Here is a 14614-nt window from a genome sequence, read left to right on the forward strand (position 1 = left end):
CCGCGGTGTGTCAGCCACACCGCGATGATGCTATCGCAGGCAAGCCAGCTCCCACACAAGCCGGCCCCACAGGGGATCGCTTTAGCTGTCCAGCGCCTTGTATTTTTCGCGCAGGTGGTTACGAATCCACACCGCCGACAGGTTGAGCGTGGCGATCACCAGCACCAGCAGCAAGGCGGTGGCGTATACCAGCGGTCGTGCGGCTTCGACGTTGGGGCTCTGGAAGCCAACGTCATAAATATGGAAGCCCAGGTGCATGATCTTCTGGTCAAGGTGCAGGTACGGGTAGTTGCCATCCAGCGGCAGCGACGGTGCCAGTTTCACCACACCCACCAGCATCAGCGGCGCCACTTCACCGGCGGCACGGGCCACGGCGAGGATCATGCCGGTCATCATCGCCGGGCTGGCCATCGGCAGCACAATCTTCCACAGCGTTTCCGCCTTGGTTGCGCCGAGTGCCAGGGAACCCTCACGCACGGTACGAGGAATCCGCGCCAGGCCTTCTTCGGTGGCCACGATCACCACCGGCACCGCCAGCAGCGCCAGGGTCAGCGAAGCCCACAGCAGGCCAGGCGTACCGAAGGTCGGCGCCGGCAGAGCTTCAGCGAAGAACAAACGGTCGACCGAGCCACCCAGTACATACACAAAGAAGCCCAGGCCGAACACGCCGTAAACGATGGCCGGTACGCCGGCCAGGTTGTTCACCGCGATACGGATAATGCGGGTCAGGGTGTTCTGTTTGGCGTATTCACGCAGGTACACCGCCGCCAGCACGCCGAACGGGGTCACGATCATCGCCATGATCAGGGTCATCATCACGGTGCCGAAGATGGCCGGGAAGATCCCGCCTTCGGTGTTGGCTTCCCGTGGGTCGTCGCTCAAGAATTCCCAGACCTTGCTGAAGTAGAAACCCACCTTGGTCAGGGTGCCCATGGCGTTCGGCTGGTAGGCGTGCACCACTTTGCCGATGCCGATTTCGATTTCTTTGCCGTTGCCGTCGCGGGCCGTCAGGCTGTCGCGGTTGAACTGGGTGTGCAGGTCGGCCAGGCGCGCTTCGATGTCCTGGTAACGGGCATTCAGCTCGGCGCGGCCGGAGTCCATGTCGGCCTGGGCGGCAGCGTCGAGCTTGCCTTCCAGCTCCAGCTTGCGCCCGTGCAGGCGGATGCGTTCCAGGCCAGCGTTGATCGCGCCGATGTCGGTTTTCTCAAGGCTCTTGAGCTGGGCCGCCAACTTGTTCACACGATCGACGCGGGCTTGCAGCTCCGGCCATGCGGCTTCGCCTTCGGCGATCACCTTGCCATCTTGCTTGACGTTGACCAGGGTGCCGTAGAAGTTGCCCCACTCACGACGCTCGATGGCCATCAGGTTCTTCGGGGTGGTCTGGTCTTTCAACCACTCGCCGACGATCCAGGTGAAGTCGTTGCCATTCAAGTCGCGGTTACCGACCTTGATCAGCTCGCGGGTCATGAATTCCGGGCCTTGGTCCGGCACCGGCAGGCCCGCGCTTTTCAGGCGTTCGCGCGGCACTTCTTCCTTCTGCACCACTTCGCCGATGACGATATGGTTTTCCTGGCCAGGCACGCTGTAGTTGGCCTGGATCAGGTCGGCCGGCCAGAAGTGGCCCAGACCACGCACGGCAATCACGGCCAGCAAACCAATGGTCATGATGACCGCGATGGACACCGCGCCACCGCTGATCCAGACGCCGGGGGCGCCGCTCTTGAACCATCCATTCAGGGAGTTCTGTTTCACAGACTTCTACCTTTCTTAAAGCGACGAGTATTTCTTGCGCAGACGCTGACGGATCAGCTCGGCGAGGGTGTTCATGATGAAGGTGAACAGCAGCAGCACCAGCGCCGAGAGGAACAGCACGCGGTAGTGACTGCCACCGACTTCCGACTCAGGCATCTCCACCGCAACGTTGGCCGCCAATGTGCGCAGGCCTTCGAACAGGTTCATCTCCATCACCGGGGTGTTGCCGGTGGCCATCAGCACGATCATGGTTTCACCCACTGCGCGGCCCATGCCGATCATCAGTGCGGAGAAGATGCCCGGGCTCGCGGTCAGGATCACCACGCGGGTCATGGTCTGCCATGGCGTGGCGCCCAGGGCCAATGAGCCCAGGGTGAGGCCGCGCGGCACACTGAATACGGCGTCTTCGGCGATGGAGTAGATGTTCGGGATCACCGCAAAACCCATGGCCAGACCGACGACCAGGGCGTTGCGCTGGTCGTAGGTGATGCCCAGGTCGTGGGAGATCCACATGCGCATGTCGCCGCCAAAGAACCAGGTCTCCAGGTACGGGCTCATGTACAGCGAGAGCCAGCCCACAAACAGGATCACCGGAATCAGGATCGCACTTTCCCAACCATCCGGAACGCGCAGGCGCAGCGATTCAGGCAGGCGGCTGAAGACAAACCCGGCGACCAGGATGCCAATCGGCAGCAACATCAGCAGGCTGAAAATCCCCGGCAAGTGCCCTTCTACATAAGGCGCCAGGAACAGGCCGGCGAAGAAGCCGAGGATCACCGTCGGCATCGCTTCCATCAGTTCAATCACCGGCTTGACCTTCCGGCGCAGGCTCGGGGCCATGAAGTAAGCGGTGTAGATTGCCGCGGCAACTGCCAGTGGCGCCGCCAGCAACATGGCGTAGAACGCAGCCTTCAGGGTACCGAAGGTCAGCGGGGCCAAACTCATTTTGGGTTCGAAGTCGGTGTTGGCGGCGGTCGATTGCCAGACGTATTTAGGCTCGTCGTAGTTTTCGTACCAGACCTTGCTCCACAGCGCGCTCCAGGACACTTCCGGGTGCGGGTTGTCGAGCAGCAGCGGTTGCAGCTTGCCGCCGGCTTCGACGATCACGCGGTTGGCGCGTGGCGACATGCCGAACAGGCCTTGGCCATCCACCACCGGATCGACCAGCAGCGTGCGGTGCGCGGTACTGTGGAACACGCCGAACTTGCCGGATGCGTCCAGGGCGGTGAAGCCTTTGCGACGCTCCTCGGCGGTGATTTCAACGATTGGCGCGGTGCCCATCTGGAAGGTGCGGATCTGCTTCAGGCGTTGCTCGCCGTCCGGGTCACGGGCCATGAACCATTGGGCCAGGCCGCCCTTGGAGTTACCGACGATCAGCGAGATACCGCCCACCAGCTGGGTGCTGGCAGTGATTTCGGCGTTGCCGTCTTCCAGCAGTTTGTAACGACCGTTGAGGCTCTTGTCGCGCAGGCTGAACACATCGGCGAGCACACGACCGTTGATCACATACAACCACTGCTGGCGTGGGTCGATGAAGATTGCCTTCACCGGTTCGGTCATTTGCGGCAGCTCGATACGCTTCTGCTCGCTGGTGACTTCACCGGTCATCATGTTTTCTTCGCGGCTCAGGCTCAGTACGTTCAAGTACGAACCCGCGGAACCTGCAACCACCAGCGACGAGTCAGTGGCGTTGAGGGCGACGTGCTCCAGCGGGCGGCCCTGCTCGTCGAGGACGATGGGCGTTTCGCCGTAGGGGTATTCAATGGCCGGCGTAATGGTCTTTTTGCCGTCCGGGTACGACACTTTATAAGTGTGGCGGAACACCAGGGACTGGCCATTGGACAAACCGAGGATCACCAACGGGCTGCCTGGCTGGTCCTTGCCGATCGAGACCACAGTGGCGCCAGCAGGCAAAGGCAGGTCGACACGTTTGAGCTCGGCACCGGTGCTCACATCAAAGAACAGCGCCTGGCCCTTGTCGGAAACCCGCATGGCAACTTGGTTCTGTTCTTCGAGGGAGATCATCAACGGCTTGCCGGCGTCCTGCATCCAGGCGGGTGTCAGCGCGTCTTCCTTGGTCAGCGAAGCACCTTGGAACAAAGGTGCAACGACATAAGCCAGGAAGAAGAAGATCAGGGTAATTGCGCCGAGCACGGCGAGGCCGCCGATCAACACATACCAACGGGTCAGGCGATCTTTGAGCGCGCGAATGCGGCGCTTGCGTTGCAGCTCAGGCGTATTGAAATCAATACGCTTGGGGGGAGAAGTCGTCGTCATGGTGGAATTGGCCAGATCATTCATGCGCACACCCTAGCGATCCTGTATGACAGAAAGATGACAATGCAGTGACGCAAGAAATCCGCCGCGTAGCAGGGCTGGCAGCGGATTAAAGAATTAGAGGTGTAGACGGGCTTGAAGAGTAAGGGGTTACTGTGGCGAGCAAGCTTGCTTGCGCTGGGGGGCGAAGCGCCCCCAAGGCTTGCGACTGCTACGCAGTCGAACGGGAGCAAGCTCCCTCGCCACAGCAAGCCCGCTTCCACAGGGCCCGCTGCTACACCGGTATTGCAGGCTTAGTTGCCTTCTTTCAGGCCCAGGTCAGCCAGTGCCTTGGCGGCAACTTTGGCTGGCAGTGGGATGTAACCGTCTTTCACTACTACTTCCTGGCCCTGTTTGGACAGAACCAGTTTCACGAACTCAGCTTCCAGCGGGGCCAGAGGCTTGTTCGGGGCTTTGTTGACGTACACGTAGAGGAAACGCGACAGCGGGTATTTACCGTTCAGGGCGTTTTCTTCGCTGTCTTCGATGAAGTCAGTGCTGCCTTTCTTGGCCAGGGCCACGGTCTTCACGCTAGCAGTTTTGTAGCCGATGCCCGAGTAACCGATGCCGTTCAGCGAGGAGCTGATCGACTGCACGACCGAAGCCGAGCCTGGTTGTTCGTTCACGTTTGGCTTGTAGTCGCCTTTGCACAGGGCTTCTTCTTTGAAGTAGCCGTAGGTGCCGGATACCGAGTTACGACCAAACAACTGAACCGGCTTGTTGGCCAGGTCGCCGGTCACACCCAGGTCGCCCCAGGTTTTAACATCGGCTTTAGCGCCGCACAGACGAGTCGAGGAGAAGATCGCGTCGACTTGTTCCATGGTCAGGTGCTGGATCGGGTTGTCCTTGTGCACAAACACAGCCAGGGCATCCACGGCAACCGGGATAGCGGTTGGCTTGTAGCCGTACTTCTGCTCGAAGGCCGCCAGTTCGGTGTCCTTCATCTTGCGGCTCATCGGGCCCAGGTTGGAGGTGCCTTCAGTCAGCGCAGGAGGTGCAGTGGCGGAGCCGGCAGCCTGAATCTGGATGTTGACGTTCGGGTATTCCTTTTTGTAACCCTCGGCCCACAGGGTCATCAGGTTAGCCAAGGTATCGGAACCGACGCTGGACAAGTTGCCCGACACACCAGTGGTCTTAACGTAAGCCGGGATTGCCGGATCAACACCAGCGGCCACCGCGTTGGCGGTCGCAACGCCAGCAGCGACAAAAGTCATTGCCGCCATCAAACGTTTCAGTTTCATGCCTTGCTCCTAGCAGATAGGGATAGTTGGATCGGGGCCAAGTATCGGTAGGCCGTGTGAACACTCTATGTCTGGAATATGACAATTAGATGAAAGGCCAGTATTTATGAAAAACCTGACAGGAAGGGGGAAGTGCAATAAATCCGGGGCTTGCGAGGAGGTTTAGGCGGCTGGAGCGATGTTTCGGAAACACTCTGTAATCGTTGCTGGCATTGATCCTTCCCACGCTCTGCGTGGGAACGCATCCAGTGACGCTCTGCGTCACGACCTTCAAAAGCGGACGCAGAGCGTCCAGGCCGGCATTCCCACGCAGAGCGTGGGAACGATCATTCAGCGCCCGCGCTTCCACAGGTAGCCGCCCACCGCCATCCCCATTACACACAGGACAGCCACGTAGTAAGCAGGCCCCATCGGGCTTTCCTTCATCAGCAGCGATACCGCCAGTGGCGTCAAACCACCAAATACGGCGTAGGCCACGTTATAGGAGAACGACAAACCGCTGAAACGCACCACTGGCGGGAATGCTTTCACCATCACGTAAGGCACTACACCGATGGTGCCCACAAACAGGCCGGTCAACGCGTACAGCGGGAACAACCAGTCCGGGTGGGCCATCAGGCTGTGATACAGCGTCCAGGAAGTGGCCAGCAGCAACGCGCAACCGGTGACCAAAACGCGACCGGCACCAAAACGGTCAGCCAGCGCGCCGGACGCAATGCAGCCCAGGCTCAGCGTAACGATCGCCAGGCTGTTGGCTTGCAGCGCAACCGTCGGGCTGAAGTGGTAGACGGTTTGCAGCACGGTCGGGGTCATCAGGATGACCACAACCACACCCGCCGACAGCAACCACGTCAACAGCATCGACAGCACGATGGCGCCACGGTGGTCACGCAATACCGCGCGCAATGGCAACTCGGCAGCCAGGGTTTTGCGCTGCTGCATCTCAGCGAAGATCGGTGTTTCGTGCAGCCAACGGCGCAAGTACACCGACAGCAGGCCGAACACCCCCCCCAGCAGGAACGGGATACGCCACGCGTAATCCGAGACCTGCTCCGGGGTATAGAGGGTGTTGATGGCGGTAGCCACCAGCGAACCCAGCAGGATACCGGCGGTGAGGCCGCTGGTCAGGGTGCCGCAGGCATAGCCGATGTGGCGCGGCGGCACGTGTTCGGAGACAAACACCCAGGCGCCAGGTACTTCGCCGCCAATGGCGGCGCCCTGGATGACGCGCATCAGCAGCAACAGCAGCGGCGCCCACAGGCCGATCTGTGCGTAGGTCGGCAGCAGGCCCATGATCAGGGTCGGCACGGCCATCATGAAGATGCTCAGGGTGAACATTTTCTTGCGGCCCAGCAGGTCACCGAAGTGCGCCATGATGATGCCGCCCAGCGGGCGTGCCAGGTAACCGGCGGCGAAGATGCCGAAGGTCTGCATCATGCGCAGCCATTCGGGCATGTCGACGGGGAAAAACAGCTTCCCGACCACGGTAGCGAAAAACACGAAGATGATGAAGTCGTAGAATTCCAGCGCCCCGCCCAAGGCAGACAGCGAAAGGGTTTTGTAGTCGTTGCGGGTCAGCGGGCGCGAAGGTTGCGCGCTGCTTGCGGGCACGGAGGACATGGCAAGGCTTCTCTTATAGTAATCAGAACAGCAAGCCCGGGACTTGCGGCAGGTTTGGCAAGATAGCAAATCGTTTGAAAAAGCACAGCGTCTACCGAATCACAGTTCAAATGGGCGAAATATTCCCCATTCGTGCGCTTTCCCTGCAATCAGAAACACAGTTGCGCGAAAAAGCCGCATAACAGCCGCGATTTGCCGACCAAATGAGCGCCGGGAGGTCGTCGCGGCGCCAGCGTCTCGATATACTCGGCCCTTGCAAGCGCCAAACCCGCTGTCTTGAGGGGCTGCTGTGCCAAAACGTCGTTGGGTGCCACCCAGCCGTTTTGGCAGAGTTTCCCTTTAGTGCGCCTTACGAGAAACGTATCGAGCGGTGTATGTTGGTGCTGAAACGTTTTTCCCGAAGACGGCTATCCACTTGAAACACCCATGAAGCGTTACGGGTCAGAGGCACCCTTGGCATGATCGAACTCGAACAAGAAGATCCTATCCCGCAAGGCGATCTCGCCCTGCAAATCACCGCATTGCCACGTGAAACCAATGGTTTTGGCGATATTTTTGGCGGCTGGCTGGTCGCGCAGATGGACCTGGCAGGCACGGCAATGGCCAGCAAGGTCGCCGGCGGCCGCGTGGCTACCGTGGCCATTGATCGCATGGCCTTTCTGGTGCCGGTCGCCGTCGGTGCGCAATTGTCCTTCTATACCCAAGCCCTGGAAATTGGCCGTAGCTCGATCCAGATGATGGTCGAAGTGTGGAGCGACGACCCGCTGTCCAGTGAATGGCGCAAAGTTACCGAGGCGGTGTTCGTGTTCGTCGCCATCGATGGCAGCGGCCGCACGCGCTCGGTACCGTCGCGCGCGCGTTAAACCTCGTCGGGTTTTGACGGTCAATTGCCCCATTGCCTGCCATTAAAGAGTGCTTCGTATGCCTGTGCCCCACGTTGAAAGCGTAAAAATCGACGAACTGGACTGCTGGCGCATTCGCCACAACGGCGCTGAATTGATGGTGGCCCAACAGGGCGCGCACATCTTCAGTTACCAGCGCAAGGGCGAGCAGCCGCTGATATGGCCAAACCCTGCGGCGGTGTTCAAGCAAGGCAAAGGCATCCGTACCGGCGTGCCGGTATGCTGGCCATGGTTTGGCGTGTTTGACCGCAACCCGCAGAGCGTCAAGGCAATGCGCCAGAGCGAGCAACCGGCCGGTGCCCATGGTTTTGTGCGCACGGCACAGTGGGAGTTGGCTGCGAGCGAACTCGAAGGCCAGGCGCTACGGGTGGATTTGGTGCTGCCGGTTCCCGAGGGCGGCTTCCCCGGCTGGCCGCATCAGGTCGACCTGACACTGAGCCTGCTGTTGGACGATCAACTGCATATTCGCCTGACCAGTCACAACCGTGGCACCGACACCGTGACCCTCAGCCAGGCGCTGCACACTTACTTCGCCGTGAGTGACGTACGCAAGGTGCAGGTCGAAGGGCTGGATGGGCTGGCGTATATCGACACCGCCGATGGCTGGGCCGAGAAGAAGCAGTCCGGCCTGCTGCACTTCAGTGCCGAGACTGATCGTATCTACCTGGATACTCCGGCGCAGTTGGATATTGTCGATAAGGATTGGCAGCGCCGCATTCAGCTCACCAGCCAGGGTTCGAGCTCGACCGTGATCTGGAACCCATGGACCGAACGCGCCAAGGCGTTTGACGACATGGCCGATGATGGCTGGCAGGGCATGCTGTGCATCGAAACGGCGAATGTGCTGGATGATGTGGTGAGCTTGGCGCCGGGTCAAAGCCATACTTTGGGCGTGAGCATCAACAGTATCGCCCTGTAAAAACCAATCAACATGTGTGAGCACGCTTGTGTGGGAGCTGGCTTGCCTGCTCCCACACAAGCCCGCTCCCACATTGGGTTCTGCGTCATGATCTAGAGATCGGACTCTTTCACTACCCTGACCTTCCCCGCATCCAGCGCATACGCCGCATCTGCCAGGTCATTGTTGACCTTCTCCACCTTCAACGTGCCCGTCACCCACAGCGGCGTGTAGATATCATCCAGCTTCAGCCCCTTGGGATAACGCACCAGCACCAACTGATTAGGCGGCGGTGGCGGCACGTGGATGCAGGCGCCTGGGTACGGCACCAGGAAAAACAGGGTGCTGCGGCCCTTCGCGTCGGTTTCCAACGGTACCGGGTAGCCACCGATGCGGATGTTCTTGCCGTTCATGGCGGCCACGGTCTTGGTCGAGTACATTACCGCCGGCAAGCCTTTGCTCTGCTTCAAGCCACCTTTGTCGGTGAAGGTGCCTTGGGCTTCGGGGGAGTTGTGGTCGATCTCGGGCATGGCCTCGAGGGCTTTCTGGTCTGAAAGCGGCATCAAGTCGAGCCAATCGGTTTCCGGCAGTTCACCGGCGTGCGCCAGGCCTGAGCCCAACAGGAGGAGTGTGAATAAAAGACGGCGCATGAAAAAGCTCGGCAAGTTCAGATGCCGAGCATTCTAGCCCTCTGCGCCTGCGCAGCGCAGAGGGCTTTGTCGCTTAGATCATTTCTTTTTCAGCAGGCCGTAGATCACCAACAGCACGATGGCGCCGATCAGCGCGCCGAGGAAGCCCGCGCCTTGACCCGCCTGGTAGATGCCCAGGGCCTGACCACCGTAGGTGGCGACCAGGGAACCTGCGATACCCAGCAGGATGGTCATGATCCAGCCCATGCTGTCGTCGCCAGGCTTGAGGAAACGAGCCAGCAGGCCGACGATCAAGCCGATAAAGATGGTTCCGATGATACCCATGGCATTTCCCTCTGAATGATGTGAACTACACAAAAGCCTAGTCAGACTTTAGCGTCCTGCAATCAGAGAGGCGACGATAACCAATGGTTCCCGCCGCCCTCAAGGTTATTGCTCGGCGATCAATGCTTCGACCTTGAGGATCTGCGCCTCAAGGGTCGCACGGTCCTTGCAACGCAGGTTGGCGTGGCCAACTTTACGCCCGGCCTTGAAAGCCTTGCCGTAGTGATGCAGGTGGCAGTCATCAATGGCGATGACTTTTTCTACCGGCGGGACTGCGCCGATAAAGTTGAGCATGGCGCTCTCGCCGACCTTCGCTGTGGAACCCAGCGGCAAGCCCGCCACCGCCCGCAGGTGGTTTTCGAACTGGCTGCACTCGGCACCTTCGGTGGTCCAGTGCCCGGAGTTGTGCACGCGCGGGGCGATTTCGTTGGCCTTGAGGCCGCCGTCGACTTCAAAGAACTCGAACGCCATCACGCCGACGTAATCCAGCTGCTTGAGCACGCGGCTGGAATAGTCTTCGGCCAGGGCCTGCAGCGGGTGGTCGGTGCTGGCTACGGACAGCTTGAGAATGCCGCTGTCGTGAGTGTTGTGCACCAACGGGTAGAAGCGGGTCTCGCCGTCACGGGCGCGCACAGCGATCAGAGAAACTTCACCGGTGAACGGCACAAAGCCTTCCAGCAGGCAGGCAACACTGCCCAGTTCGGCAAAAGTGCCGACCACATCGGCAGCAGTGCGCAGGACTTTCTGGCCCTTGCCGTCATAACCCAGGGTGCGGGTCTTGAGCACGGCTGGCAGGCCGATGCTGGCAACGGCGGCGTCAAGGTCCGCCTGGGACTGGATATCGGCGAAGGCGGGGGTCGGGATACCCAGGTCCTTGAACATGCTCTTCTCGAACCAGCGGTCACGCGCGATGCGCAAGGCTTCGGCGCTCGGGTACACCGGCACGAACTGCGACAGGAAGGCCACGGTTTCGGCCGGGACGCTTTCGAATTCGAAGGTCACCAGGTCGACTTCATCGGCCAGTTGGCGCAGATGGTCCGGGTCGCTGTAGTCAGCGCGCAGGTGTTCACCCAGGGCAGCGGCACAGGCGTCCGGCGCCGGGTCCAGGAAAGCGAAGTTCATCCCCAGCGGGGTGCCCGCCAAGGCCAGCATGCGACCCAGTTGGCCGCCACCGATTACACCGATTTTCATCAATCAATACCTTCAGGCGATACGTGGGTCTGGATTGTCCAGCACGCTGTCTGTCTGCTCAGCACGGAATTTTTTCAGCACCGCATGGAACTGCGGGTGCTTGGCGCCCAGGATGCTGGCGGACAGCAACGCAGCGTTGATCGCGCCGGCCTTGCCGATTGCCAATGTAGCCACCGGAATACCGGCCGGCATCTGCACGATGGACAACAGCGAATCCACGCCCGAGAGCATCGACGACTGCACCGGCACACCGAGCACCGGCAGGTGGGTCTTGGCCGCACACATGCCTGGCAGGTGCGCCGCACCGCCGGCACCGGCGATGATCACCTCGATGCCACGGGATTCTGCTTCATCGGCATACTGGAACAGCAAATCCGGGGTGCGGTGGGCAGAGACCACTTTCACTTCATACGGAATGCCGAGTTTTTCCAGCATATCGGCGGTGTGGCTAAGGGTGGACCAATCGGACTTGGAGCCCATGATCACGCCAACCAATGCACTCATCGTCGTGCCTCTTCTCTCTGGGCGCCCGCAGGCGCGTCAAAAAACAACAAGCCACGCGGGAAATCCGGCGTGGCTTGGTGTACGAATTAAGGCCGGTTGGACCGGCCGAAGGCCGCGCAGTATACCGTAATAATCCAGATAAACAGCCCCTGGAATGACCATCTGTCTTACGGCGCAAAGCGGCGGTTTTATTGACTTCCGAGTCAGCGAAACCGGCGCAAATTTCCCCTGAGAAAAAGGGTCAATGTGGGAGCTGGCTTGCCTGCGATAGCATCACCTCACTTATGGCTGATGTACCGAGGCGCCTGCATCGCAGGCAAGCCAGCTCCCACAGTTGATCTGCATTGCGCTCAGGTGCTTTGTGCAGCCCCGCCTTCCAACTTGCGCCACAGCAGCCGCACGTTCGCCTTGCGCACCAACGCGCAGCGATACAGACGAATCTCCAGCGGCACATGCCATTGCGGGCCGCCGCACACCACCAGTTCGCCACGTGCCAGTTCGGCACGCACGCTCAACTGCGGCACCCAGGCGATACCCAAGCCTTCAAGGGCCATGCTCTTGAGACTGTCTGCCATGGCAGTTTCGTAAATGGTGGTGAAACGCAGGGCGCGCTGGCGCAGCAGCAAATTTACCGAGCGCCCGAGAAAGGCGCCGGCACTGTAGGCCAGCAACGGCACGCTGCCCTCACCCTCCAGGTCGAACAGCGGTTTGCCGTCGGCGTCGGCGGCGCACACCGGGAGCATCTCGGTGTTGCCCAGGTGCAGCGACGGGAAGATTTCCGCGTCCATCTGCATGGCCGCATCCGGGTCGTAGAACGCCAGCATCAAGTCGCAGCCGCCTTCGCGCAGGGCGTGCACTGCATCGCCAACGTTGGTGGCGACCAGTCGGGTCGCGATGTTAAGGCCCTCGTTACGCAGTTGCGCGATCCAGCGCGGGAAGAAGCCCAATGCCAGGGAGTGCGCGGCCGCCACTTGCATGACTTCGCCCTGCCCACCTTCCAGGTGATGCAAATGGCGCAGCACTTCACCGAGCTGTTCGACCACCGTGCGCGCGGTGACCAGGAACAGCTGCCCCGCCGCCGTCAGCTCGACGGGCGTGCGCGAACGGTTGACCAACGTCAGGCCCAACGCGGCTTCAAGGCTACGGATACGCCGGCTGAACGCTGGCTGGGTGACAAAGCGCCGCTCCGCTGCCTGGGAAAAGCTGCGGGTTGCCGCCAGGGCGCTGAAGTCTTCCAGCCATTTGCTCTCAAGGTTCATCGCTTCCTCCCACGGACACGCACCATTTTGGCACACACGCCCGCCATGATAACCGGGTCACATCAACATTATGCCGTTTGTGCATAGGCCAGTGCTGAACAGCATTGGCCCAAAAACTTCTACAAGCCTAGCATTCGCAGCGTTCCGGCCTGTTCCGGGTCCATATCGAGATGATTTCCGTCATGTCCTCCGCTGCATCATTCCGCACAGAAAAAGACCTGCTTGGCGTACTCGAAGTACCGGCTCAAGCGTATTACGGCATCCAGACCCTGCGAGCGGTGAACAACTTCCGCCTCTCGGGCGTTCCGATTTCGCATTACCCGAAATTGGTGGTCGGCCTGGCAATGGTCAAGCAAGCAGCCGCTGACGCCAACCGCGAGTTGGGCCAGCTCAGCGAAGCCAAGCACGCTGCCATCAGCGAAGCCTGTGCCCGTCTGATCCGCGGCGATTTCCACGAAGAGTTCGTGGTGGACATGATTCAAGGCGGCGCTGGCACTTCGACCAACATGAATGCCAACGAAGTCATCGCCAACATCGCGTTGGAGGCCATGGGCCACAACAAGGGCGAGTACCAGTACCTGCACCCCAACAACGACGTGAACATGGCGCAGTCGACCAACGACGCCTACCCAACCGCGATCCGCCTGGGTCTGCTGCTGGGCCATGACGCGCTGCTGGCCAGCCTCGACAGCCTGATCCAGGCGTTCGCCGCCAAAGGCATCGAGTTCGGCCACGTGCTGAAAATGGGCCGTACCCAATTGCAAGATGCCGTGCCGATGACCCTCGGCCAGGAATTCCGCGCCTTCGCCACCACCCTGGGTGAAGACCTGGCTCGCCTGAAAACACTGGCGCCAGAGCTACTGACCGAAGTGAACCTGGGCGGCACCGCCATCGGCACCGGCATCAACGCCGACCCGCGTTACCAGGCCCTGGCCGTACAACGCCTGGCGCTGATCAGCGGCCAGCCGCTGGTTCCGGCTGCCGACCTGATCGAAGCCACCTCCGACATGGGCGCTTTCGTGCTGTTCTCCGGCATGCTCAAGCGTACTGCGGTGAAGCTGTCGAAGATCTGCAATGACCTGCGTCTGCTGTCCAGCGGCCCACGCACCGGCATCAACGAGATCAACCTGCCGGCACGCCAGCCAGGCAGCTCGATCATGCCCGGCAAGGTTAACCCGGTGATCCCGGAAGCCGTGAACCAGGTTGCGTTCCAGGTTATCGGTAACGACCTGGCCCTGACCATGGCAGCCGAAGGCGGCCAACTGCAGTTGAACGTGATGGAGCCGCTGATCGCTTTCAAGATCTTCGACTCGATCCGCCTGCTGCAACGCGCCATGGACATGCTGCGCGAACACTGCATCGTCGGCATCACCGCCAACGAAGCCCGTTGCCGCGAACTGGTGGAACACTCCATCGGTCTGGTCACCGCGCTGAACCCGTACATCGGCTATGAAAACGCCACCCGCATTGCGCGTATCGCCCTCGAAAGCGGCCGCGGCGTGCTGGAACTGGTGCGCGAAGAAGGCTTGCTCGACGACGCCATGCTCGACGACATCCTGCGCCCCGAAAACATGATTGCTCCACGTTTGGTCCCGCTGAAGGCCTAAGCGTTTGATGCACCGCTCACCAGGTTGAGGGACTAGACACCTCTCACCTTTTGAGGGCCTGAAGGCTCGTTCTTCAGGCCCTTTTTTTTGCCCCAAGGTTGTGAAATGACGCCCATAAAAAATCCAATATCGCCCTGCAAACCCTCCTTGCCTGCAACCGCCTGGCTGAAACCTTTAATCGCCCCGTGCAGACGGATCACGCTCGCCTAGGTATAGTGCCGCCCCTCTTCGCGTCTGCGGCCGTCGGTAACGAGGCCCGCAGACATCGCGAAAGCGCATGAATAACAACACCCGCAAAAGGATTGGGGCGAAGCGTCGTGCACTGCCTGGTGCTGAGCGACGCGTCGGAC

The 14614-nt window shown here is 60.5% G+C and carries 12 protein-coding genes; 3 read left to right on the forward strand and 9 right to left on the reverse strand.

From position 1 onward, the window contains the following. Positions 1-81 precede the first annotated feature (81 nt). The 4 genes from pstA to HU759_RS00485 form a co-directional block, all read right to left on the reverse strand. Entirely contained in the window at positions 82-1752 is a 1671-nt protein-coding gene (pstA, locus tag HU759_RS00470; protein ID WP_017135800.1) for a phosphate ABC transporter permease PstA, read from the reverse strand. A gap of 15 nt (positions 1753-1767) precedes the next feature. After that, entirely contained in the window at positions 1768-3801 is a 2034-nt protein-coding gene (locus tag HU759_RS00475) for an ABC transporter permease subunit (RefSeq protein WP_170037024.1), read from the reverse strand. A 521-nt stretch (positions 3802-4322) separates the two neighbouring features. Next, positions 4323-5309 carry a phosphate ABC transporter substrate-binding protein PstS gene (locus HU759_RS00480; RefSeq protein ID WP_017135798.1) on the reverse strand — a complete coding sequence of 329 codons (987 nt, stop codon included), beginning with the start codon at positions 5307-5309 and terminating at the stop codon, positions 4323-4325. Between the two features lie 330 nt (positions 5310-5639). Next, on the reverse strand, positions 5640-6929 hold the full coding sequence (locus HU759_RS00485) for an MFS transporter (RefSeq protein WP_017135797.1): 1290 nt from the start codon (positions 6927-6929) through the stop codon (positions 5640-5642). A gap of 458 nt (positions 6930-7387) precedes the next feature. Between HU759_RS00485 and HU759_RS00490 the strand changes: the two genes are divergently transcribed. Together HU759_RS00490 and HU759_RS00495 are read left to right on the forward strand one after the other, a co-directional pair. Further along, the gene (locus tag HU759_RS00490; protein WP_003176975.1) at positions 7388-7792 is read left to right on the forward strand and encodes an acyl-CoA thioesterase; all 405 of its coding nucleotides are present in this window, start codon (positions 7388-7390) and stop codon (positions 7790-7792) included. A 58-nt stretch (positions 7793-7850) separates the two neighbouring features. Then, the gene (locus HU759_RS00495; protein ID WP_170036670.1) at positions 7851-8750 is read left to right on the forward strand and encodes a D-hexose-6-phosphate mutarotase; all 900 of its coding nucleotides are present in this window, start codon (positions 7851-7853) and stop codon (positions 8748-8750) included. Positions 8751-8842: 92 nt separating this feature from the next. On the opposite strand, the gene HU759_RS00500 is transcribed toward HU759_RS00495, so the two are convergent. The 5 genes from HU759_RS00500 to HU759_RS00520 form a co-directional block, all read right to left on the reverse strand. Then, positions 8843-9379, reverse strand: a complete 537-nt coding sequence (locus HU759_RS00500; RefSeq protein ID WP_017135795.1) for a DUF3299 domain-containing protein — start codon at positions 9377-9379, stop codon at positions 8843-8845. 78 nt (positions 9380-9457) lie between these two features. Then, complete coding sequence (locus HU759_RS00505) at positions 9458-9703, reverse strand: GlsB/YeaQ/YmgE family stress response membrane protein (protein ID WP_058424295.1); 246 nt, start codon at positions 9701-9703, stop codon at positions 9458-9460. A gap of 105 nt (positions 9704-9808) precedes the next feature. Next, complete coding sequence (locus tag HU759_RS00510; RefSeq protein WP_017135794.1) at positions 9809-10894, reverse strand: 5-(carboxyamino)imidazole ribonucleotide synthase; 1086 nt, start codon at positions 10892-10894, stop codon at positions 9809-9811. 12 nt (positions 10895-10906) lie between these two features. Further along, positions 10907-11398: a 5-(carboxyamino)imidazole ribonucleotide mutase gene (gene purE, locus HU759_RS00515; RefSeq protein ID WP_003195648.1), complete on the reverse strand. Its 492-nt coding sequence runs from the start codon at positions 11396-11398 to the stop codon at positions 10907-10909. Between the two features lie 350 nt (positions 11399-11748). Beyond that, the gene (locus tag HU759_RS00520) at positions 11749-12657 is read right to left on the reverse strand and encodes a LysR substrate-binding domain-containing protein (protein WP_043048142.1); all 909 of its coding nucleotides are present in this window, start codon (positions 12655-12657) and stop codon (positions 11749-11751) included. A 182-nt stretch (positions 12658-12839) separates the two neighbouring features. Here HU759_RS00520 and aspA point away from each other — a divergent pair, with 182 nt between their 5' ends. After that, on the forward strand, positions 12840-14264 hold the full coding sequence (gene aspA / locus HU759_RS00525) for an aspartate ammonia-lyase (protein WP_138450573.1): 1425 nt from the start codon (positions 12840-12842) through the stop codon (positions 14262-14264). Positions 14265-14614 lie beyond the last annotated feature (350 nt).

The organism is Pseudomonas sp. OE 28.3 (assembly GCF_014268205.2).
In the GTDB taxonomy this organism is placed as follows: Bacteria; Pseudomonadota; Gammaproteobacteria; order Pseudomonadales; family Pseudomonadaceae; genus Aquipseudomonas; species Aquipseudomonas edaphica.

Coding starts and splice junctions, on each gene's coding strand:
- HU759_RS00500 (WP_017135795.1), bottom strand. CDS start 9,379: ATGCGCCGTCTTTTATTCACACTCCTCCTGTTGGGCTCAGGCCTGGCG.
- HU759_RS00505 (WP_058424295.1), bottom strand. CDS start 9,703: ATGGGTATCATCGGAACCATCTTTATCGGCTTGATCGTCGGCCTGCTG.
- HU759_RS00490 (WP_003176975.1), top strand. CDS start 7,388: ATGATCGAACTCGAACAAGAAGATCCTATCCCGCAAGGCGATCTCGCC.
- HU759_RS00480 (WP_017135798.1), bottom strand. CDS start 5,309: ATGAAACTGAAACGTTTGATGGCGGCAATGACTTTTGTCGCTGCTGGC.
- purE (WP_003195648.1), bottom strand. CDS start 11,398: ATGAGTGCATTGGTTGGCGTGATCATGGGCTCCAAGTCCGATTGGTCC.
- HU759_RS00495 (WP_170036670.1), top strand. CDS start 7,851: ATGCCTGTGCCCCACGTTGAAAGCGTAAAAATCGACGAACTGGACTGC.
- HU759_RS00510 (WP_017135794.1), bottom strand. CDS start 10,894: ATGAAAATCGGTGTAATCGGTGGCGGCCAACTGGGTCGCATGCTGGCC.
- HU759_RS00475 (WP_170037024.1), bottom strand. CDS start 3,801: ATGCAGGACGCCGGCAAGCCGTTGATGATCTCCCTCGAAGAACAGAAC.
- HU759_RS00520 (WP_043048142.1), bottom strand. CDS start 12,657: ATGAACCTTGAGAGCAAATGGCTGGAAGACTTCAGCGCCCTGGCGGCA.
- aspA (WP_138450573.1), top strand. CDS start 12,840: ATGTCCTCCGCTGCATCATTCCGCACAGAAAAAGACCTGCTTGGCGTA.
- HU759_RS00485 (WP_017135797.1), bottom strand. CDS start 6,929: ATGTCCTCCGTGCCCGCAAGCAGCGCGCAACCTTCGCGCCCGCTGACC.